This window comes from Streptomyces sp. NPDC051104, assembly GCF_040682835.1.
Classification (GTDB): domain Bacteria; phylum Actinomycetota; class Actinomycetes; order Streptomycetales; family Streptomycetaceae; genus Streptomyces; species Streptomyces cynarae.
The window spans coordinates 70,285-90,244 of sequence record NZ_JBFBBS010000016.1; the positions used below are offsets into that span (position 1 = coordinate 70,285).

Below are 19,960 nucleotides of genomic sequence, written 5' to 3' on the forward strand. Positions count from 1 at the left end.
GACTGACCGTCCCCCTGCTGCTTGCCCTGACCGTCCCCCTGCTGCCTCCCAGACCCCTGAGACTGCCCCTCGCCCTGCTGCTTCCCCGACTGCTGCGTCTCCCCCTCCTCCTGCTGCCTTGCGCTCGGCGGGGCGTCACCGTCGTGGTGGTGGCCGTGGCCCTCCCAGTACACGGTGAACGAGACGGTCCACGGCCTTTCACGGCCCCCAGGGCCCCCCGGGCACCGTCCGTCGACGCCCCACGACGCCTCGCGGCCGGCCAGTTCGGCGATGGCGTGTACGCTCCCGCCGACCGGGACGCGGGCCGTGCCGCGGTAGCGGACGCCGCGCCGGCGTTCGGTCCAGTCATCGTCGTCGTCGCGGTCGACCCGGTGCAGCCGCATCCTGCCCCCCTCGAAGGCCTGGGAGGCGCCCTCGATGGCGTCGGGCAGGCCGGCGCCGACCGCGTCGCAGGACACCGAGACGGTCACCATGTCGCCGGGCGCGACGGAGCGCGGGGTGACGTCGGCGGACGAATCGGCGGACGCGTTCGGGGCGACGGCGCCCAGAGCGGCACCGGCCAGAGCGGCGACGGACAGGACTCGGGCAGTGCAGCACATGGGCAGGCTCCTTCGGCCGGGTTCCTCCATGACAGCCCGCCCGGCCGGGGCTCGCGCGCGGCCGTGCCCCATTCGCGCGACCGGCACCGCCGTGCGGGTGACGGGCAGGCCGCGCACCAAGGGGTCAGCCGGCCAGCGAGAGCAGCTCCCGCTCCAGGCCGCGGCCCCGCTTGTCCACGACGCCGGCGGCGACGTCGGCGAGTTTGCGGTTGGCGCCCTGGGAGATGCGGCGCAGCACCTGGAAGGCCGTCTCGGCGTCACAGCCGAGGACGTGCATCACGATCCCGCACGCCTGGTCGACGACGGGCCGTGAGCGCAGGGCGGCGCCGAGCTGGTCGAGTTCCGTGAGGGCGGCACGGTAGGAGCGGTCGCGCACCAGGCAGCCCACGGCGAGGTCGCCGAGCACCCGGGCGGGGCCGTGCGGGGCGCCCTTCAGGGTCCCGGGCCGGAAGCTGTAGAGGCTGAGCGTGACGGCCAGCCCGGACCGCCGGAAGGGAATCGTGACGCTGGACCGTATGCCGGCGTCGAGGGCGAAGGCGCGGTACTCCGGCCAGCGCTCCTCGCGCAGCAGGTCGAATGCCTCGACGGGCTCACCCGACTCCAGGGCCGCCGGGATCGGCCCGTCGCCGCTGCGGAGCTGGACGGTGACGAGCGGGGCGAGATCGGGGTGGGTGACGGCGGCGGGCCGGTCCGTGCCGCCCTCGACACCGCCTTCCGCGACCGTGGTGCTGGCACCGCAACAGCCGGGGGCGCACCGCGCGGCCTGTTCGACGAGTTCCGACAGCCGGCGCCCCGGGAGGGCGGACTCGGGGGATTCGGCCGTCAGGTGGTAAGCCTCCGGTTGGTAACCGAGTTGTCCGGTCTCCGGCATTCTTCACCTCCTCTTCGGGCGGCTGCCCGCTCACCCCGCTGGAAAACGGCGTCCGTGACGACGTGGCCGGTTCCGTGCGCGAGTCCTCGGAAGCACTCCGTACCGGTTAGGCACCGGTTAGGTTCGTCGCATGGCGCAGACGGAGGAATTCGGTGAAGAGCTGGCGGATTTCGTCCGCCGGGTGGCGGAACTCAAGGCGGCTCGTGCCATACCCAGGGACGACCTGCCGGCGGTGCTCGACGCGGCGATCTTCGAACTCGACCATGTCGCGGGTCAGTTGTGGCCGTGGTACCAGCGGCTGTCCACGGGGGCGGGGGCCGCCCCGGCCGGTTCCGGTGAGCGCCAGGAGCAGCAGCTGCTCAAGAGCCTCTTCCAGCGGCTCCCGGTGCCGGTCGCGCTGGTGGACCGGGAGACGGTGGTGCGGAGGCTGAACTTCGCGGCCATCTCCTTCACCGGGGTCCGCGCGGGCTATGCGACGGGCCGCCCGCTGACCGGACTTCTGGCCCACGCCGACCGGGCGGCGTTCCGTTCGCAGACGGCCGCGGTGGCGCGCGGCGAGGGTGACCGCAGCATGGCGGTACGTCTGCCGCAGCATCCGTCGGTGCCGGTACGGGCGACGCTGGTCGCGGTGCGGCCGAGCGGGGAGCCGCGCACGGCGGTCATGGTGGTGCTGCAGCCCGCGGACACCCCAGTGCCGGCCGGCGAGCACACCCCGCCCGGCGGCATCCCGAAACTGACCGAGACCACTCGGCACGCGGCGCTGATGGACCTGCTGGACGCGATGACAAGTGCGCTGCTCGCCGCGCCGGCCGGGGCCGTCCTGGAGCGGGCGGCCCGGGTGCTGCACGGCCGGTTCGCGGACTGGGTGGTGGCGGACGCGGGAGACGGGCGCCTGACCCGTACGGCGGTACTGGGGCCGCCCGGTGAGGACGTGGACGCGCTGGTCGCGCAGGACCCCGCCGGGTGCCCCCTCGTCGTCGAGGCGGCGCGCGGCGGATCCACGGTCCTGCGGGTGCGGCCGGAGGACCCGGAGGCCTTCGGACGTGACGCCTCGGGGGCCCCCGTCCTCATCCGCGCGAACGTGACATCCCTGCTGTGCGTGCCGCTCACCGACGGGGGCACCGTGCGGGGAGTGCTCACGCTGTTCCGCAGCGGGGCCCGGCCGGCGTTCTCGATGGCGGAGGCGCAGGCGATGGACATGATGTCCCGTCACATGGCGCTGGCCCTGCGGGCCGTCGGTTAGACGGCGTCACGCATCACCTGCTCGCGCAGCCGGGAGCAGCAGCGGCTGATCAGGCGGGAGACGTGCATCTGGGAGATTCCGAGGCGCTCCGCGATGCTGCTCTGGGTCATGTCGTCGAAGAAACGCATGTACAGGATGGCGCGTTCACGCTCCGGGAGGGCCTTGAGGCGGGGCTTGACCGCCTCGCGGTCCACGACGGTGTCGAGCGCCGGGTCGGGCGAGCCGAGCGAGTCGCCGAGCGAGTACCCGTCCTCGCTGCCGGGCAGTTCGGCGTCCAGGGAGAGCGCCGTGAAGCTCTCCAGGGCCTCGAGGCCTACCAGGACGTCCTCCTCGCTCATGTCGGCGTGCTCGGCGATCTCGGCGACGGTGGGCCGGCGGCCCGAGACGGTCTGCGACAGGTCCTGGACGGCGAAACGGACGCGGTTGCGCAGGTCCTGGACGCGCCGCGGCACGTGCAGGGTCCACATGTGGTCGCGGAAGTGCCGCTTGATCTCACCGGTGACGGTGGGGACGGCATAGCTCTCGAAGGCGTGTCCGCGCTCCGGGTCGTACCGGTCCACGGCCTTGACCAGGCCGAGGCACGCGACCTGACGCAGGTCCTCGAAGCTCTCGCCGCGGCTGCGGAAGCGGCCCGCGAGCCGTTCGGCCATGGGCAGCCATGCCTCGACGATCTCGTCGCGGAGCGCGTCGCGCTCGGGGCCCTGGGGAAGCGAGGCGAGCGTGCGGAAGGCCTCCGTCGTGTCGGGGGCGTCGTCGTGGGGGTGGTGCTTCACGCTAGCTCGGTTTTGCATGGTGCGTCGCAACTCCCTTGCTGGTGCCTTGCTGGGTGCCTTGGGTGGACGGTCACCGTGGGAGGGGGCGGGCGGGTGCGACAGGGCACACCGTGGCGTGATTCACCGCTCCCACGGACGTGCCTCCTGTCCGAAGCACTGAGTCGCGCCTGCCCGGGCGCATTCGCCGCAAACACCGGTCTTTCGAAACTCTTACGGCCCCGCATCACGGCCCCGCGTCGGCACCGCGAGAGAGGTACCGCGCTAGAGCCGTCCCGCCCGGCATCCTCGGCGGCTCCGCGGGGCGTCCACCCTGCACGGTTCCGCAGCCGTGCCACCCCGCAAGGCTCCGCAAGGCGTCCGCCCCGTACGGCTTCGCAGGGGTGCCGCCTCCCCTCCGCGCCCGGACACCTCGCGGTGCCTTCGCGGCGGCGCCCCGGGCTCGCCCGTCCCGGCGGCAGGTTTTCCCGGCATCGGCCGGGTGACTCGACAGGTGCGATCCGTACGCCCCCTCTTCCCACGGGAGGTTCCCGATGGCCACCAAGGTCGCCGACCACGTCCTCGCGCGCTTGCGCGAATGGGGCGTGGAGCAAGTCTTCGGCTACCCCGGCGACGGCATCAACGGGCTGCTCGCCGCCTGGGGCCGCGCCGAGGACCGGCCCCGGTTCCTGCAGGCACGACACGAGGAGATGGCCGCGTTCGAGGCGGTCGGCTACGCCAAGTTCAGCGGCCGTCTCGGTGTGTGCGCGGCCACCTCGGGACCCGGCGCGATCCACCTGCTCAACGGCCTGTACGACGCCAAGCTCGACCACGTGCCCGTGCTCGCGCTGGTCGGCCAGACGCACCGCACGGCGATGGGCGGCTCCTACCAGCAGGAAGTCGACCTGCACACCCTCTTCAAGGACGTGGCCTCGGACTTCGTGGAGACCGTGATGGTCCCCGAGCAGCTGCCGAACGTCCTCGACCGCGCGATCCGCACCGCGTACGCGCGCCGCGCCCCCACGGCCCTGATCATCCCCGGTGACGTGCAGGAGCTGGACTACTCGCCGCCGACGCACGAGTTCAAGATGGTCCCCTCGAGCCTCGGCCGCGGCGCCTGGACGGCGGTCCCGGCGCAGGAGTCCCTGGAGAGGGCCGCGGAGGTCCTCAACGCCGGTGACAAGGTGGCCATCCTGATCGGCCAGGGCGCGGCCGGCGCGGTGACCGAGGTGCAGCAGATCGCCGAGCTGCTGGGCGCGGGCGTGGCGAAGGCACTGCTCGGCAAGGACGTGCTCAGCGACGAGCTGCCGTACGTCACCGGCTCGATCGGTCTGCTGGGCACCCGCCCGTCGTACGAGCTGATGCGCGACTGCGACACCCTGCTCACCATCGGCTCGTCGTTCCCGTACACGCAGTTCCTGCCGGAGTTCGGCAAGGCGCGGGCCGTGCAGATCGACATCGACCCGCACATGATCGGCATGCGCTACCCGTACGAGGTGAACCTCGTCGGCGACGCCAGGGCGACCCTGCAGCGCCTGATCCCGCTGCTGGACAAGGACCGCGGCCGCGAGTGGTTCGAGACCGTGTGCGCGAACGTGGCCCGCTGGCACGAGGTCATGCAGAAGCGGGCGGAGCTGTCCGCGGACCCGATCAACCCGGAGTACGTGGCCCGCGCCCTGGACCCGATGCTGCCGCAGAACGCGATCGTCACCTCCGACTCGGGTTCGGTGGCGAACTGGTACGCACGGCACCTGACGATGCGGCCCGGTATGCGCGGGTCGCTGTCCGGGACGCTGGCGACGATGGGCAGCGGGGTCCCCTATGCGATCGGCGCGAAGTTCGCCCACCCCGACCGGCCGGTGGTCGCGCTGGTCGGTGACGGTGCGATGCAGATGAACGGCCTCGCGGAGATGATCACGGCGGCGAAGTACAGGGACCGCTGGGAGGACCCGCGGCTGGTGGTGGGCGTGTGGAACAACCACGACCTCAACCAGGTGACGTGGGAGATGCGCGCGATGGAGGGCGCCCCGTCGTTCCTGCCGTCGCAGGAGATCCCCGACGTGCAGTACGCCGCCTTCGCCCGGTCCCTGGGCCTGACCGGCGTCCGGGTGGAGAAGCCCGAGGACGTGGAGGCGGGCTGGCGCGCGGGGCTGGAGGCGGACGGCCCGGCGGTCGTCGAGTTCCTGACCGACCCGGCGGTGCCGCCGATCCCGCCGCACGCCAGCTGGGAGCAGATGCAGGCCACGGCGGCCTCGGTCCTGAAGGGCGACGCGGACCGCCTCGGGATGATCCGCCAGGGGTTCAAGGCGAAGATGCAGGAGTTCCTGCCCGGACGCGGCGACAAGGAGTCGTGAGGGGCCGTATCGGGACCCGAACACGGCCGAAAGCGGACCATCACCTGCCGGACGGCCGTGTCGACCGCCGCCCCTCGGGTACACGCGGGGGCCACGCGACATATGGAGGGACTCATGCAGCGAGGCAGCGACCGGCTGAACGTCCACCGCGACGACGAGATGAAGCACGAACTCCAGGGGCTGCTGCGCTCGGGCCACCCGACGCGGACCGAGGAGTGGCACGACCCCGAGCCGACCGCCGACGACGACCCGGCGGTGTGGGCTGGTCCGGTGATTCCGGGCGGCGCGCGGTCCGTGGCCGATGTGCGCTTCGAGCTGGCACGGATCCTGGGGCGTACGGCGTTCCCGGGCCGCCCGCCCGAGCTGATCGACGCCCTGCGCCGCCACCACGCCCCGGACGCGCTGGTCGCCCCCCTGGAGCGGCTGCCGCGCTCGTCGCGCTACGCCAACGCGCAGGAGCTCGCGGAGGCGATCGTGGGCGGCGAAGGGACGGGCCGGAGCGCATAGGTGTCCGACACGCGGGTACTGCGGGCGTCGTCCCGCCGACACACCACCCCCTGCCGGCCGGGGGAAGCAGGAAAGGACAGCAGGCCATGGCTGATTTCGTCAGGGAGGTCATGACGCCGGGCGTCGTGGCGGTCCTCCCGGACGCCTCACTGGTGGAGGCGGCGCAGCTGATGCGCGCCGAGGACATCGGGGACGTCCTGGTCGCCGAGGACGGGCACGTCGTCGGCGTACTCACGGACCGTGACATCGCGCTGCGGGCCGTCGCGGACGGCGCGGACCCGCTGACCGTGAGCGCCCGTGCGGTGTGCACCCCCGACCCGGTGGTGGTCGGCCCCGACGATCCCGTGGCCACGGCCGTGGACCTGATGCGAGGGCACGCCGTCCGCCGGCTGCCGGTCGTCGAGGACGGCCGGCCGGTGGGCATGGTGAGCCTGGGCGACCTGGCCGTCGCGCAGGACCCGACGTCGGCGCTCGCGGCCATCAGCCAGGCCGAGCCCGGAGGCGGGCGCGGCGGGGTGCCCGCGTGAGCCGCCGGGGCCGGGCCGGCCGGGTCAGTGCGTACGGCGCCACCGTGGACGTCGGCGACGCGACGACCCGCTACCTGCTGTACGGGCTGCTGCCGTTCTGGTTCGCGCCGGGCCTCGCCGACTGGCTGATGCACCGGCGCACCGGGATCGAGGACACGTCCGGCACGAAGGAGTCGTTGATCCACGCGCTGATGATGACCGAGGTGGGCATGCCCATCGCGCTCACCCTGCGCTACGAGGTCAACCCGCTGCTGCTGTGCGCGCAGTTGGCCGGGACCGCGGTGCACGAGGCGACCGCGCTGTGGGACGTGCGCACCGCCGAGGACAGCGACCGTGAGGTCAAGCCGGTGGAGCAGCACATTCACAGCTTCCTGGAGTCGCTGCCGTTCGCGGCACTCGCCGCGCTCGGGTGTCTGCACGCCGACCAGGTGCGGTCGCTGCTGCGCGGCGGCCGGGGCGACCCGCGCGCCTGGCGGCTGGTCCGGCGGCGCCGGCCGCTGCCACGGGGCTATGTCGTGGGCATCGCGGCGGCGATCGGCGCGTGTGTGGCCCTGCCCTACGGCGAGGAGTTGCTGCGCTGTGTCCGGGCCGCACGGCGCCGCGCGCGCGACGAGAAGGCGCAGGAGGAAGCGGGCGACGAGGCCGTGTGGCAGGCAGCCATATGGCACACACAGGCAGAGAAAGGACTGTGAACATCATGCGTATCGCGTTCCTGACCGCGCCCGAGGGCGTGGAGCAGGTGGAACTCACCGAGCCCTGGCAGGCGGTGAAGGACGCCGGCCACCAGCCGGTCCTGGTGTCGACGAAGCCGGGACAGGTGCAGGCGTTCAACCACCTGGACAAGGCGGACACGTTCCCGGTGGAGGCGGTGGTCGGTGAGGTGCAGGCCGAGTCCTTCGACGGGCTGGTGCTGCCGGGCGGGGTGGCGAACCCCGACTTCCTGCGGACGGACGAGCAGGCGGTGAGGTTCGTCCGCGCGTTCTTCGACCAGGGGCGGCCGGTCGCCGCGATCTGCCACGGCCCCTGGACGCTGATCGAGGCCGACGTCGTACGGGGCCGCACCCTGACGTCGTGGCCGAGCCTGAAGACGGACATCCGCAACGCGGGCGGCACCTGGGTCGACCAGCAGGTGCACATCGACCGCGACGGCAACGTGCTGATCACCAGCCGGAAGCCGGACGATCTGAAGGCGTTCGACGAGGCGATCCTGACGGAGTTCACCGGCCAGAACGCTTGAACACTTGCACGCCTGCATCGCCTGCATCGCCTGCATCGCCTGCACGTCTGAGCGAGACATGGAAAACCGAGACGTGTGAACCGAAGGCATGCATCGTCGGAAGCACAACCGTAACCATCGTCAAACCGGCGGAACACGCGGAAACGACCCGCCCCGCGGCCCCCCATCGGGGCCGCGGGGCGGGTCCTCTCGCAGGCGGTCAGCGGGTCGGTTCGGCTTCCTGGGGTTCTTCACAGGTGCCGCGCTCCCGGGCGCCGTCACGGGTGCGGCCGGCCGCGGTCGGGCGGCGCGGATGGCGGCGGAGGTATTCGCCCTCCAGTTGCGCCATCCGGTCGTTGTGCGCGCGCAGCGCGTCGTTCGAGCCGTAGAGCAGCGTGTCGTGGCGCGTGCGGTGGATCGTCTCCAGCTCCTTCATGAGCTGCTGGTCGGTCAGCCGGCCCGGGTCGACTCCGGTCATTGGTGGTACCCCGCTCGTCGTGTTCGTCGGTGCGGTCCGGGTACCCGCCCGGAAAAGCAATACCCCGAGCGGCATCCGGGAGGGAGCCATGGATCTCGCTTTTCTCCATCCACTGTACGAACATCCCGGCCCCTGGGCCTCCGTATACGTCGACACCTCCCGGCATACGGAGTCCACGCCTCACGAACGCTCTCTGACCGCTCAGTCCCTGTACCGGGAGCTCGCCGAGCAGGGCGCGGACGAGCCGACGTGCCGGGCCGTGCAGTCCGCGGTCGAGGACCTGGCCCACTCCCCCGAGCCGCACGGCAGGGCCCTGTTCGCCCGTGCGGGCGAGGTGGCCCTCGATCCGCCGCTCGCCGCGCCGCCGCAGGGCTCCTCCGCGCTGTGGGCCACGCTGCCGCACACGGCGCCGCTGCTGGAGCTCGCGAACGAGGAACCGGTGTGCGTGGTGGCGTACATCGACCGCAAGGGCGCCGAGTTCGAGCTGCGAGGGGCCCTGGGCAGCCGGGAGGCCGGGTCGGTGACCGGGAAGCAGCACCCGCTGCACCGTACGAGCAGCGCCGACTGGTCGGTGCGCCATTTCCAGCTGCGTGTGGAGAACACCTGGGAGCACAACGCGGCGGAGATCGCGGACGCGCTCGCCGTCTGCCAGGAGGAGACCGGCGCCGACCTGGTGGTCCTGGTCGGCGAGCAGCGCGAACGGCGCTCGGTGCACGAGCGGCTGCCGCGCCGGCTCCAGGACCAGGTGGCCGAGACGACGCACGGTGCGGGGAGCCGACTGCTGGACGAGGAGGTGGAGCGGATCCGCACCGAGCACGTGCGGCGCCGCGCCGAACAGGAGCTGGAGCGCTTCCTTGCCGCCCGGGCACCGGACGAGGAGGGTCGTGCGGGCGCGGTCGAGGGTGTGCCGGCGGTGATCGAGGCGGCACGCGAACACCGTATCGACGAACTCCTGATCGATCCGGACGGCCCGGACACCCGCCGTGAGGTCTGGATCGGCGAGGACCCGGACCAGGTAGCGGTGCGCCGCACGGACCTCGAGGCGGTGGGCGAGCGGCACGCGTGGTCGGCCCGCGCGGACGACGCGCTGCTGCGTTCCGCGGTGGAGACGGGCGCGGCGGCCGTCTCGGTGACGGCCGCCAGGAGCCAGGAAGGCCCGGTGGGCGGAGTGGGCGCGCTGCTGCGCTGGGCGTAGGCGGCGCGCCCACCCCACGCGGCATGCGCCGGGCGTGCACCTAGCGTGCGCGTTCCACTCTGCGTTCGTCCCACACGGGCTCCGATGTCTCCCGTACCCGACCGTCGGCGCCGAAGACGAGATAGCGGTCGAAGGAGCGGGCGAACCAGCGGTCGTGGGTGACGGCGAGGACCGTGCCCTCGAAGCTGTCGAGCCCCTCCTGGAGCGCCTCGGCGGACTCCAGGTCGAGGTTGTCGGTCGGCTCGTCGAGCAGCAGCGCGGTCGCCCCCTCGAGTTCCAGCAGCAGGATCTGGAACCGGGCCTGCTGGCCGCCGGAGAGCCGGTCGAAGTGCTGCTCGGCCTGGCCCGTCAGCTCGTAGCGCCGCAGCCGGGACATGGCGGCGCCGCGGTCCTGGGCGTGCTCCTTCCAGAGGATGTCGAGGAGGGTGCGGCCCTGGAGCTCCGGATGGGCGTGGGTCTGGGCGAAGTGGCCCGGTACGACCCGTGCGCCGAGCTTCCACTGCCCGGTGTGGGCGACGTCGTCACCGGCGAGGAGGCGCAGGAAGTGCGACTTGCCGGAGCCGTTGGAGCCGAGGACGGCGACGCGTTCGCCGTAGAAGACCTCGAGGTCGAACGGTTTCATCAGCCCGGTCAGTTCGAGCCCCTGACAGTTCACGGCCCGTACGCCGGTACGGCCCCCCTTGAGCCGCATGGTGATGTTCTGCTCGCGCGGCGGCTCCGGTGGCGGGCCGGCCTCCTCGAACTTCCTCAGCCGGGTCTGGGCGGCTTGGTAACGGGACGCCAGCTCGTGGCTCACGGTGGCCGCCTGGCGGAGGTTCAGCACCAGCTTCTTCAGCTGGGTGTGCTTCTCGTCCCAGCGGCGGCGCAGCTCCTCGAAACGGGCGAACCGCTCGCGGCGGGCCTCGTGGTACGTGGCGAAGCCGCCACCGTGCACCCAGGCGTCGGCGCCGGCCGGCCCGGGCTCCACGGTGACGATCTTCTCGGCGGCGCGGGCGAGGAGTTCGCGGTCGTGGGAGACGAACAGGACCGTCTTGCGGGTCTCGGCCAGCCGTTCCTCGAGCCACCGTTTTCCGGGTACGTCGAGGTAGTTGTCGGGCTCGTCGAGGAGCAGGACCTCGTCGCCGCCGCGCAGCAGGGCCTCCAGGACGAGCCGTTTCTGCTCGCCGCCGGAGAGGGTGCGGACCTGGCGCCACTGGGCCTTGTCGTAGGGGACGCCGAGTGCGGCGGTGGTGCAGATGTCCCACAGGGTCTCGGCGTCGTAGCCGCCGGCCTCGCCCCAGTCGGCGAGCGCCTGCGCGTAGCGGAGCTGGGCGGCCTCGTCGTCGACGGTCATGATGGCGTGCTCGGCGGTGTCGACGGTGCGGGCCGCTTCGCGGATGCGGGGCGGGGCGACCGAGACGAGGAGGTCGCGTACGGTCGTGTCGTCGCGGACGGATCCGACGAACTGTCGCATGACGCCGAGGCCGCCGGTGACGGTGACGGTGCCGGAGTGGGGTTTCAGCTCGCCGGAGAGCAGGCGCAACAGGGTGGTCTTGCCCGCGCCGTTGGGGCCGACGAGTGCGACGACGGTGCCGTCACCGACGCGGAAGGACACGTCGCCGAGCAGGGTCCTCCCGTCGGGGAGGTGGTACTCGAGGTGCGCGGCTTCAAGGTGTCCCATGGGGCGCATTGTGAGCGGCCGCGCCGAAGTCGAGCAAAGGGTTTTCGCCCCCGCCGCCCCTACCCTTCCCGTCCCTGGGGGCTGCGCCCCCAGACCCCCGCTTCGGCCTGAACGGCCTCGTCCTCGAACTCCCCCAAGCTCTTGGAGCAGGGGGACCCCCGGACGCCCCTCCGGCGTTTGAGGAGCGGGGGCCCGGGGGCCGGCCCCCGAACGGGGTCTGGGGCGGAGCCTCAGCGGGGTGCAGGGGCGGAGCCCCCCCCGGGGTTAAGGACGCAGTCCCCTCCGGGGTTAAGGACGCAGTCCCCGCCGGGGTTAAGGACGCAGTCCGGGGTTAGGGACGGAGCCCCGCCGGGGTTGGAGGGGCGGAGCCCCTGGGGGTGGGACGGGTAGGGGCGGCGGGGGCGAAAAGCCTTCGTCGGGGTACCCGCAGGGCCATGAGCCCTGATGTCGACCTCACCACCCAGCCACCCGGCCCGCACCCCCTCCGCGACCGCCTCCTCGGCCTCGACTGCCGGCTGTTCGAGTCCGTCGCCGCCCGCCACTGGCCCGGCGCCGACCCCCTGCTCCCCCGCCTTAGCCGGGCCGCCAACCACGGAGTGCTGTGGTTCGCCACCGCCGCCGCCCTCGCCGCCACCCGCAGCCCCCGGGCCCGCCGCGCGGCCGCCCGCGGTGTCGCCTCCCTCGCGCTCGCCTCCGCCACCATCAACACCCTCGGCAAGCGCTCGGTCCGCCGCCCCCGTCCCGTCCTCGATCCGGTCCCGGCCGTGCGCCGGCTCAAGCGGCAGCCGATCACGACATCTTTCCCGTCCGGCCACTCCGCCTCGGCCGCCGCCTTCGCCACCGGTGTCGCGCTGGAGTCGCGTGGCTGGGGTGCCGCCGTCGCGCCGCTCGCGACCGCCGTCGCCGTCTCCCGTGTCTACACCGGCGTCCACTTCCCGAGCGACGTCCTCGCGGGCGCGGCCCTGGGTGTGGGCGCCGCCTACGCCGTACGGGGCCTCGTCCCGACCCGCGATCTGCTGCCGCCGCCCGACCGCCGGCGCTCCCTCGAGGCCGCCGCCTCGCCGGAACCCCTCGCGCCCGCGCTCGGCGACGGCACGGGGCTCGTGGTCGTCGTGAACAAGGGCGCGGCGACCTGGGACCGGGTACAGGCCCTCACGGACGCGCTCCCCGGCGCGGAGACCGTGGAGTGCGAACCGCCCGAGGTGCGCACCGAGTTGGAGAAGGCGGCCGCCCGCGCCCGCGTCCTGGGCGTGTGCGGCGGCGACGGCACGGTGAACACGGCGGCCGGCGTCGCCCTGCGCCACGGCCTCCCGCTCGCCGTGCTGCCCGGCGGCACCCTCAACCACTTCGCGCTGGACCTCGGCGTGGAGGACCCCCGTGACCTGGTGGGCGCCCTTACGCGAGGCGACGCCGTCCGGGTCGACGTGGGCCGGTTCACCTCGGGTGAGACCGAGGGCTGCTTCCTCAACACCTGCAGCCTCGGCGTGTACCCGGAGCTGGTGCGCGAGCGGGAACGCTGGTCCCCACGGATCGGCGGCTGGCCGGCCGGTGTGCTCGCCGCCTGGCGCGTCCTGCGGGCCGACCGCCACCCCCTGGCCGTACGCGTCGGCGACCGCACCCACCCGCTGTGGCTGCTGTTCGCGGGCAACGGCACCTACCACCGCATGGGCCTGGTGCCCGGCCGCCGCTACGACCTGGCCGACGGGCTGCTCGACGTGCGGGTCGTGCACGGCGGGCGCCGGCCCGCCGCCCGTCTGCTGGCGGCCGCGTTCGCGGGCCCACTGTCGCGCTCGCCGTTCCACGCTGCCCTACGGGTCCGGCGACTGCACCTGGACGGGGTCGCCCCCGGCACCCTCCTCGCCTACGACGGAGAGGTCACCGCCGTCCAGGGCGAGGTGACCCTCGAGGCCCTGCCCGAGGCGCTGACCGTCTACCGGCCGCTTCCCGCCGACTGACCCCAGTGCCACCCGGCTCCAGTCGACCTCAGTCGGTTTCAGTCGACTTCGGACCACGCGTGCCCGTACGGCCCAGCCGTCTGCTCTGTCCACATAGCAAGATGACAGTCTCATTATTCGGCGTGATCGCCTACCGTGACGCGTACCGCCCCGCGGCGACGCCCGGGGTCCGTACGAGGGGAAGAGGATCGTCATGCCGAAGGAGACGGCCGTCTACACGCACGGCCACCACGAATCCGTGCTGCGCTCGCACACCTGGCGGACCGCCGCCAACTCCGCGGCGTACCTCCTCGGCTCGCTGAAGCCGCACATGAGGATCCTGGACATCGGCTGCGGGCCGGGCACCATCACCGCGGACCTGGCGGCCCTGGTTCCCGACGGTCATGTCACCGGCGTCGACCGCGCCCCGGAGATCCTGGACCAGGCCCGGGCGGCGGCCGACGCCCGCGGGGTCACCAACGTGGACTTCGCGGTCGCGGACGTGCACGCGCTGGACTACCCGGACGACACGTTCTGCGTGGTCCACGCCCACCAGGTGCTCCAGCACGTGGGTGACCCGGTGCAGGCGCTGCGCGAGATGCACCGGGTCACCCGGCCGGGTGGTTTCATCGCCGCGCGCGACGCCGACTACGGAGCCATGACCTGGTACCCGGCCTCGCAGGGCCTGGACGACTGGCTGGACCTGTACGAGCGGGTCGCCCGCGCCAACGGCGGCGAGCCCGACGCGGGGCGGCGCCTGAAGTCCTGGGCGCTGCGGGCGGGCATCAGGGACGTCACCGCCACCTCCGGCACCTGGACCTTCGCCACCGCCGAGGAGCGGGCCTGGTGGAGCGGGCTGTGGGCGGACCGTACGCTCGCCTCGGCATACGCCGACCGGGCGACGTGTGGTGGCCATGCGACCACGGAAGACCTGAGGGCCCTTTCGGCGGCCTGGCGGGAATGGGGCCGGCACGAGGACGGATGGTTCTCGGTGCTGCACGGAGAAATTCTCTGCCGAAAAGAGGCCTGATTCCCGCTGTTCGGGAAACATGAACGGCAGGAGGTGTGACTATGGTTCCGATCCTGCTCGTTCTTCTTCTGGCCGTGATTCTCTTCGGCGTCGGATTCGCCGTGAAGGCACTGTGGTGGATCGCCCTGGCGGTGCTGGTCGTCTGGCTCGTGGGCTTCCTGGCCCGCGGCACTACGGCGGCCGGCGGACGGGGCCGATGGTATCGCTGGTGAATCAGGTGCCCGGGCGGTGATCCGCCCGGGCACCTGATTCCCGTGATCCTTCGGCGATCACTCCCGCGGAAGCAACGATCCAAGCGGCCCGAGGTCCAGATTCAGGTCCTCGGGCCGCAGTCCGTAGCGCTCCCGGAGCTCCGCCATACGGTCCTCGAGGAGCATCAGGGTGAGCCCGATGCGCTCCTCCTGGTCCTCGGTGAGTTCGCCGGTGTCGAACCTGCGCAGCGCCTGTCGCTCCATGAGCTGGCGCAGCAGCTCGACGACGGTCAGCACGAGCTTGACCAGGTCACGCTCCACGGTGTCGGGTTCCAGGTCGAGTCGGTTGCGTCCGTTGCTCATGTCACCGCTCCTCCGGCCAGGGGGCCGGCACCTGGTCGCCGACCGAGCTGATCAGCGCGTTGAGGTCGATGCGGACGAGGTCGACGTCCGCGATGCGCAGGGTGAGGTCGCCGGTGATGACGACGCCGCCGGCCAGCAGCCGGTCGAGCAGGTCCACCAGGGCGACCTGACGGTGCTGGAGTCCGCCGGCGGTCACGCCCCCTCCCGCCCTTCGACACCACTGAACGAGTACGCCGCCCAGGGCCCGGTGAGTTCGACCCGCACCCCGGTAATTCCGCTTTTCTCCTGGTCGACTTTTGTCACGAACGCCTCGGACTCCGAACGCGGCACCAGATAAGCCGCGTTGAGCACATTGCGACCTGAAGAACCGGAGAGCGCGGGATTCTGCGGGGCGTGCAGACGGAAATCCTCGGCGCAGCCGGAAAGATTCTCGTGCAGCCGGCGCGCGAACCGTTCGGTGTTCTCCCGCATTTCCCCGTGGGCCTGTCGGCTCACACGACGCTGCCGCAGGTAGTCCCGGCCGGAGACCGGTTTCCGCGGCGGCTCGGCAGCCTTGCCGGCCCCTTCCGCCACTTGCGCCTGTTCCGCCTGTGCATACACCTTGACGCCCCATTCGACCCGTCCGTCGAGGCGGTCGAGGGCGCGGTGGAAGTCGTCCGCGCGCTCCTGGAGCATCGCGCGTACACCGCCGTCGTCCCGGAACACCGTGGCGAGCCGCAACGGCAGGGGCGTGGTGACGGCGGTGAGCGCGTCCACGACGCCCTGGTGGGCGCGGGCCGTGGCGGCCAGCCAGTCCAAGTCCTCCAGACGGGCACGGAGCGGCTCCTCGGCGAACTCCGCCTCGGGGACCGTGCTGACGACGGCGACCAGACCGTCGTGCGCCAACTGCCTGGGCGGCACGCCCGCGACGCCCGCCGGGCCGTCCTCGAGCGCCGCGCGAAAGGGGCGGCAGACGGCGTACACGTACCGCAGTCCGTTCACGGTGCCTCCTTCTCGCCGCGTACGCCCTCCAGTTCGGCCAGTCGGTCGCGCAGCTCGGCGTTCTGGCGGGCCAGTTCGTTGTTGCGGGCGCGGGACGAGAGCGCCGGGTCGGTCTCCCACCAGTCGATGCCCATCTCCTTCGCCCGGTCGACGGAGGCGACGACGAGGCGGAGCTTGATGGTGAGCAGTTCGATGTCGAGCAGGTTGATCCTGATGTCGCCGGCGATCACCACGCCCTTGTCGAGGACGCGTTCGAGGATGTCGGCGAGGTTGGCTCCACTGCCGGCGCCGTACGGCTCGGGAAACCGGCCGGGCGTCGTCATCGACGGCCCCCGCGCGCGGCGTCCCCGGGCTCCTCATCCGCGTACTCGTCGCCCTCCGCGTCCGCGTAGGGTCCTTCTTCCTCGTCCGCGTACTCCTCCGGCTCCTCCTCGTCCGGGTGGAGCTCCTCGCCCTCTTCGTCCTCCCCGTCCTCCGTCTCGGCGCTCTCGTCCTCGGCGCTCTCGTCCTCGGCGCTCTCGTCCTCGGCGCGGGGTTCCTCGGCCTCCTCGGCCTCCTCATCCGCCACCGCGTCCTCGTGGCTGTGGACCACCTCGCCGTCACGGATCTCGCCGCGCCAGCCGTCCTCCGCCTCACCCTTCAAGGTGATGAACCGGGCGAAGTTCTTCAGATCCAGCCTGACCCGGCGGCCCTGCGCCCGCCACAGATTGCCGGTCTTCTCGAACAGGCCGCTCGGGTAGTACTCCATGACCAGCAGGACCCGGGTGAGGTTCTCGCCCAAGGGGTGGAAGGTCACGACACCCTTCGCGGTGCCCTTGGCGCCCTCTGACGTCCACTGGATGCGCCGGTCGGCGAGCTGCTCGGTGGTGTGCGCCTTCCAGCTGCGGTTGGACCAGAAGATTTTCGCCTGCCAGTCGGAGTGGGTGTCGTCGGCGCTGTTCGCGCTCTTGACACCCTTGGCGAAGGTGGAGAAGTCCTGGTACTGCGTCCACTGGTCGTAGGCCGTGCGCAGCGGCACGCCGACATCGACGGACTCCATGATGACGGTGGGCTTCTTTCCGCCCCCGCCCTTCTTCCTGCCCTTGCCGCCCCCCAGGTTGCTGACGGCTTCCTTCACGTTGTCCTTCGCGCGGGCGGCGCCGAGTTCGAGGGCGGAGCGCAGCGGCCCTTTGCCCTCGGCCAGCTTGCGGCCGCCGTCGAGCGCCAGCTTGGCGAAGTCGGGGCTGTTGCCTTCGGCGATGTCGTTGAGCTTGAGAGTGGTCTCGCCGAGCTTGCGGCCGAGGCCGGTGAGCAGCTTCGTGGCCTGCGCGGCGAGATACTCCTGGGCCTCGGCCTTCAGCCGGTCGGCGGCCTCGCTGCGGGCGAGGTGCGTCAAGGGGTTGTCCGTGGTCGCGCCCGTGGCCTTGCCGGCCGCAGAGGTCGCCGATCCGAGGGTCTCGGTCATCGGTCGTCACCGCCCTTCGACGAGCCCGCGCCGCGGGCGCCGGCGGTCTTCTTCGCGGCCGTCCTGCGGGCCGCGCCGGCCGAGCCGCCCACCGCCTTCTTCGCGGGGGCCGTCCTCTTCGCCGCGGCCTTCTTCCCCGGGGCCTTCTTGGCCGCCTTCTTGCCGGACGGCTTCTCCCGCCGGCTCTCGCGGTCGCTGTCGCCGCGCGGCAAGCGGTCGCCTCCTTCCCGCTCGGCGCGGTCGTCGTCCTCCCGCTCGGCGCGGTCGTCGTCCTCCCGCTCGGCGCGGTCGTCGTCCTCCCGCTCGGCGCGGTCGTCGTCCTCCCGCTCGGCGCGGTCGCCGTCCTCGTCCCGGCCCTCGCCGGAGCCGGCCTCGGGCAGCTCGTCGCGCATCTGGGCAGTACGGTCGTGCAGCCGGTCGGCGAGTGCGTTCATCCGCCGCTCGACCATGGCCCCGGTGGCGGCCTTGCCGACGCCTCGCAGGTCCTGGCGCAACTGGGCGCCGATCTCCTTGAACTGCGGATTGTTCATGAGCTGCTGGTTCACCACGTTCGCGAGCATCCGCGGGCCGAGGTCGAGCTTCTTGCCGGCCACCAACGAGCCGACCGCGAGCGCCAATTTCAGCTTCTTGGTGCGTCCCAGAAAATATCCGGCCCCTACGGCGAGGCCCAGTCCGGTTCGGTTCATGTCACGTCCCGTTGCCTGTGGTGTCGCCGGAGCGCAGCGCGAACTCCAGCCGGTCGAGCAGTTCGTCCTCGCGCCGGTCGAACTCCTCCTCAGTGATCTCGCCCGCCCCCAGCCGCTCCTCGAGGCCGGCGAGTTCGGCCCTCACGGTGGCGGGGTCGTAGTAGATCCGTTCCGCCTCACGGAGCACCTGCCTGATGGCCCAGGCGCTGCCGCGCACGGGGGCGAACGGCAGCATCAGCACCTCACCGATCAGTCCCACGGTGTCCTCCTTCCGCTCGGGCCGGAAGCCCCGCTAATGAGCGCCGGCGTCGGTGCCTGCGGTGGTCCCCGCGGGCTCGGACGGCCCCGGCTCGACGAAGCTGTACGGCGGCAGCGGTCCGTTGACGCGCACGTCGAGGTGCGGGTGCGCCTTGCGGAGCTGTTCGACGGCGGCCAGGAAGGTGTCGGCCGTGTCACGCGCCACCAGGAACGACACGTTGGCGAGCCAGCCGGTGGACTCGGGGCCCACGCTGACGGCCTCGGCGGCGGACTCCAGGGTGCGCCGGAGCTCCCTGGCGTCCTCGGCCTCGCAGCTCTGCACTGCGGCCGCCACCATCTCACCGAGCTTCAGCTTCTCCTCGTAACTTCCGCCGCCCGCCTTGCGGTTGGCTTCCGCGAGGGACCGGACCTCGGGGTTCTCGGCCATCACGCGGTGCAGGACGGCCTCCTCGTCGTGGCTGGCCTTGATGTTGTACTCGACCTTGCCGTCCAGGGTGCCGAGCCGCTCCCGGTAGTGGTCCGCGCGCTCTTCGAGGACGCCGGTGGCAGCGTCGTCGTCCGGTGCGAGGCTGCCGAACCGCATGGGCAGGATCGGCCCGCCCGCGGCCGCCTCGCTCAGTACGTTCTGGTGGGCGAGCAGGTCACGGCGCTTGGGGCGCAGCCCTTCGGGGGCGTCGCTGACGATCGCCGCCAGTTCGCCCCGCTTCAGGATGCGCACCGTCCGGGCCGGGTCGCCGACCCCGCCCATGCCGTCGGGGAGCGAGGGGTGGTCGGCCGCGGCGATGCCGTAGACGTACGTGCTCACTCCTGTTCCCCCTTCTCGCGCGAGGCCGTCGACTTACGGCTGCGCCGGCTCGGTTCGGCCTGGGACTCCTCGCGGGCCTGCCGGAAGGCGTCGGATATGGTCTCGGCCGCGCCGGACAGCGCGCCCTTGGACTTGCCGCGCGCGCCGGACTCCGTCATCTCCCCGACCAGGTCGGGCAGTCCGGGGTTCTTGCGCGGGCCGGCCTCCAGGTCGAGCCGGTTGCACGCCTCGGCGAAGCGCAGATAGGTGTCGACGCTGGCGACGACGACCCGTACGTCGATCTTCAGGATCTCGATGCCGACGAGGGAGACGCGGACGAACGCGTCGATGACGAGCCCTCGGTCGAGGACGAGTTCCAGGACGTCGTACAGGCCGCTGGAGCCGCCTCCGGAAGTTTGCTGTGCCGGGACAACGGTCATGCCGACCGGCCCTCCTTGTCTGTGTGTCGGTGCATGCGGCGGGCTAGTTGCCGCCGCCCCTGCGTGTGTCGGCCCTCCCGCGCTCGTAGCGGCGAACCTTCCGGTATCCGGTGAGCTCGCCGTCGGCGGACACGTCCACCGAATAGCTCGCGAGCAGACTCATGGTGTCGGGGACCCGGGCGAGTTCCAGGACCTCGATCTCGAGAGTCCAGCCGTCCTCGGTGGGTTCGAAGGACGACACGGATTCGGCGGCCAGTCCGGTGAGCTCCGTGAACTGTGCGCGCGCATGGCGCAGCACCTCCATGGGGCTCGGCCGGCCGTCCGCCCGGTCGCTGTTCTCGGGAGAGTTCCGTGAATGTGTACGTGATGTGTTCGACATGGCCACCTCGACCACCGGGTGGCCACAAGGGCGTTGGCCAAACCTTCGAATGTCCGAGGGCTTCGACCGGG

At 72.1% G+C, this 19,960-nt stretch carries 24 protein-coding genes and 1 pseudogene; 10 read left to right on the forward strand and 15 right to left on the reverse strand.

Annotation, left to right across the window (positions count from 1 at the left end; translation table 11 throughout):
- A partial coding sequence (locus tag AB0N14_RS22460) for a hypothetical protein (RefSeq protein WP_366027473.1) occupies nt 1–599 on the reverse strand: 599 nt, incomplete at its 3' end.
- Nucleotides 600–723: 124 nt separating this feature from the next.
- Nucleotides 724–1,470 (reverse strand): GAF and ANTAR domain-containing protein, encoded by a 747-nt coding sequence (locus AB0N14_RS22465; protein WP_366027474.1) that lies wholly within the window; start codon nt 1,468–1,470, stop codon nt 724–726.
- 130 nt (nt 1,471–1,600) lie between these two features.
- Between AB0N14_RS22465 and AB0N14_RS22470 the strand changes: the two genes are divergently transcribed.
- The gene (locus tag AB0N14_RS22470) at nt 1,601–2,713 is read left to right on the forward strand and encodes a GAF domain-containing protein (RefSeq protein WP_366027475.1); all 1,113 of its coding nucleotides are present in this window, start codon (nt 1,601–1,603) and stop codon (nt 2,711–2,713) included.
- On the opposite strand, the gene AB0N14_RS22475 is transcribed toward AB0N14_RS22470, so the two are convergent.
- Entirely contained in the window at nt 2,710–3,504 is a 795-nt protein-coding gene (locus tag AB0N14_RS22475) for an RNA polymerase sigma factor SigF (RefSeq protein WP_366027476.1), read from the reverse strand. The two genes, AB0N14_RS22470 and AB0N14_RS22475, sit on opposite strands and share 4 nt — an antisense overlap.
- Nucleotides 3,505–4,016: 512 nt before the next feature.
- Between AB0N14_RS22475 and AB0N14_RS22480 the strand changes: the two genes are divergently transcribed.
- The 5 genes from AB0N14_RS22480 (at nt 4,017) to AB0N14_RS22500 (ending at nt 8,087) form a co-directional block, all read left to right on the forward strand.
- Nucleotides 4,017–5,816: a thiamine pyrophosphate-requiring protein gene (locus tag AB0N14_RS22480; protein WP_366027477.1), complete on the forward strand. Its 1,800-nt coding sequence runs from the start codon at nt 4,017–4,019 to the stop codon at nt 5,814–5,816.
- Between the two features lie 114 nt (nt 5,817–5,930).
- Complete coding sequence (locus AB0N14_RS22485) at nt 5,931–6,323, forward strand: DUF2795 domain-containing protein (RefSeq protein WP_366027478.1); 393 nt, start codon at nt 5,931–5,933, stop codon at nt 6,321–6,323.
- An 86-nt stretch (nt 6,324–6,409) separates the two neighbouring features.
- Nucleotides 6,410–6,850: a CBS domain-containing protein gene (locus AB0N14_RS22490; RefSeq protein WP_366027479.1), complete on the forward strand. Its 441-nt coding sequence runs from the start codon at nt 6,410–6,412 to the stop codon at nt 6,848–6,850.
- Nucleotides 6,847–7,542 carry a diguanylate cyclase gene (locus AB0N14_RS22495; RefSeq protein ID WP_366027480.1) on the forward strand — a complete coding sequence of 232 codons (696 nt, stop codon included), beginning with the start codon at nt 6,847–6,849 and terminating at the stop codon, nt 7,540–7,542. Before AB0N14_RS22490 ends, AB0N14_RS22495 begins: the two co-directional genes overlap by 4 nt.
- 5 nt (nt 7,543–7,547) lie before the next feature.
- A complete protein-coding gene (locus AB0N14_RS22500; protein ID WP_366027481.1) occupies nt 7,548–8,087 on the forward strand; it encodes a type 1 glutamine amidotransferase domain-containing protein in 540 nt (179 codons plus the stop codon).
- 199 nt (nt 8,088–8,286) lie between these two features.
- Here AB0N14_RS22500 and AB0N14_RS22505 read toward each other — a convergent pair.
- Nucleotides 8,287–8,653 (reverse strand): annotated as a pseudogene (locus AB0N14_RS22505) (DUF6158 family protein).
- Between AB0N14_RS22505 and AB0N14_RS22510 the strand changes: the two are divergent.
- On the forward strand, nt 8,633–9,739 hold the full coding sequence (locus AB0N14_RS22510; RefSeq protein WP_366027482.1) for a Vms1/Ankzf1 family peptidyl-tRNA hydrolase: 1,107 nt from the start codon (nt 8,633–8,635) through the stop codon (nt 9,737–9,739). The pseudogene AB0N14_RS22505 and the gene AB0N14_RS22510 overlap by 21 nt on opposite strands.
- Before the next feature lie 40 nt (nt 9,740–9,779).
- Here the strand turns inward: AB0N14_RS22510 and AB0N14_RS22515 are convergent, their stop codons facing one another.
- A complete protein-coding gene (locus tag AB0N14_RS22515) occupies nt 9,780–11,399 on the reverse strand; it encodes an ATP-binding cassette domain-containing protein (RefSeq protein WP_366027483.1) in 1,620 nt (539 codons plus the stop codon).
- A gap of 434 nt (nt 11,400–11,833) precedes the next feature.
- Between AB0N14_RS22515 and AB0N14_RS22520 the strand changes: the two genes are divergently transcribed.
- From AB0N14_RS22520 to AB0N14_RS22530, 3 genes are all read left to right on the forward strand, one after another.
- Nucleotides 11,834–13,354, forward strand: coding sequence for a phosphatase PAP2 family protein (locus tag AB0N14_RS22520; RefSeq protein WP_366027484.1), 1,521 nt, complete (start codon nt 11,834–11,836; stop codon nt 13,352–13,354).
- A gap of 193 nt (nt 13,355–13,547) precedes the next feature.
- Nucleotides 13,548–14,363, forward strand: a complete 816-nt coding sequence (locus tag AB0N14_RS22525; RefSeq protein WP_366027485.1) for a class I SAM-dependent methyltransferase — start codon at nt 13,548–13,550, stop codon at nt 14,361–14,363.
- Nucleotides 14,364–14,404: 41 nt separating this feature from the next.
- Complete coding sequence (locus AB0N14_RS22530; RefSeq protein ID WP_200417980.1) at nt 14,405–14,575, forward strand: hydrophobic protein; 171 nt, start codon at nt 14,405–14,407, stop codon at nt 14,573–14,575.
- A 57-nt stretch (nt 14,576–14,632) separates the two neighbouring features.
- Here the strand turns inward: AB0N14_RS22530 and AB0N14_RS22535 are convergent, their stop codons facing one another.
- The 10 genes from AB0N14_RS22535 to AB0N14_RS22580 are packed head-to-tail and all read right to left on the reverse strand — an operon-like array spanning nt 14,633 to nt 19,889.
- Nucleotides 14,633–14,917: a gas vesicle protein K gene (locus tag AB0N14_RS22535; RefSeq protein ID WP_366027486.1), complete on the reverse strand. Its 285-nt coding sequence runs from the start codon at nt 14,915–14,917 to the stop codon at nt 14,633–14,635.
- 1 nt (nt 14,918) lies between these two features.
- Complete coding sequence (locus AB0N14_RS22540; protein WP_366027487.1) at nt 14,919–15,113, reverse strand: gas vesicle protein; 195 nt, start codon at nt 15,111–15,113, stop codon at nt 14,919–14,921.
- Nucleotides 15,110–15,898, reverse strand: a complete 789-nt coding sequence (locus tag AB0N14_RS22545; RefSeq protein ID WP_366027488.1) for a GvpL/GvpF family gas vesicle protein — start codon at nt 15,896–15,898, stop codon at nt 15,110–15,112. The genes AB0N14_RS22540 and AB0N14_RS22545 overlap by 4 nt, the downstream gene beginning before the upstream one ends.
- On the reverse strand, nt 15,895–16,221 hold the full coding sequence (locus AB0N14_RS22550; protein ID WP_366027489.1) for a gas vesicle protein: 327 nt from the start codon (nt 16,219–16,221) through the stop codon (nt 15,895–15,897). Before AB0N14_RS22550 ends, AB0N14_RS22545 begins: the two co-directional genes overlap by 4 nt.
- Nucleotides 16,218–17,342 (reverse strand): SRPBCC family protein, encoded by a 1,125-nt coding sequence (locus AB0N14_RS22555; protein ID WP_366027490.1) that lies wholly within the window; start codon nt 17,340–17,342, stop codon nt 16,218–16,220. The genes AB0N14_RS22550 and AB0N14_RS22555 overlap by 4 nt, the downstream gene beginning before the upstream one ends.
- Nucleotides 17,339–18,028, reverse strand: a complete 690-nt coding sequence (locus AB0N14_RS22560) for a DNA primase (RefSeq protein ID WP_366027491.1) — start codon at nt 18,026–18,028, stop codon at nt 17,339–17,341. Before AB0N14_RS22560 ends, AB0N14_RS22555 begins: the two co-directional genes overlap by 4 nt.
- A 1-nt stretch (nt 18,029) precedes the next feature.
- Nucleotides 18,030–18,287 (reverse strand): gas vesicle protein GvpG, encoded by a 258-nt coding sequence (locus AB0N14_RS22565; protein ID WP_366027492.1) that lies wholly within the window; start codon nt 18,285–18,287, stop codon nt 18,030–18,032.
- A gap of 33 nt (nt 18,288–18,320) precedes the next feature.
- Nucleotides 18,321–19,091: a GvpL/GvpF family gas vesicle protein gene (locus AB0N14_RS22570; RefSeq protein ID WP_366027493.1), complete on the reverse strand. Its 771-nt coding sequence runs from the start codon at nt 19,089–19,091 to the stop codon at nt 18,321–18,323.
- Nucleotides 19,088–19,510 (reverse strand): gas vesicle structural protein GvpA, encoded by a 423-nt coding sequence (locus AB0N14_RS22575; protein WP_366027494.1) that lies wholly within the window; start codon nt 19,508–19,510, stop codon nt 19,088–19,090. The genes AB0N14_RS22570 and AB0N14_RS22575 overlap by 4 nt, the downstream gene beginning before the upstream one ends.
- 43 nt (nt 19,511–19,553) lie before the next feature.
- Nucleotides 19,554–19,889 (reverse strand): gas vesicle protein, encoded by a 336-nt coding sequence (locus tag AB0N14_RS22580; RefSeq protein WP_366027495.1) that lies wholly within the window; start codon nt 19,887–19,889, stop codon nt 19,554–19,556.
- Nucleotides 19,890–19,960 lie beyond the last annotated feature (71 nt).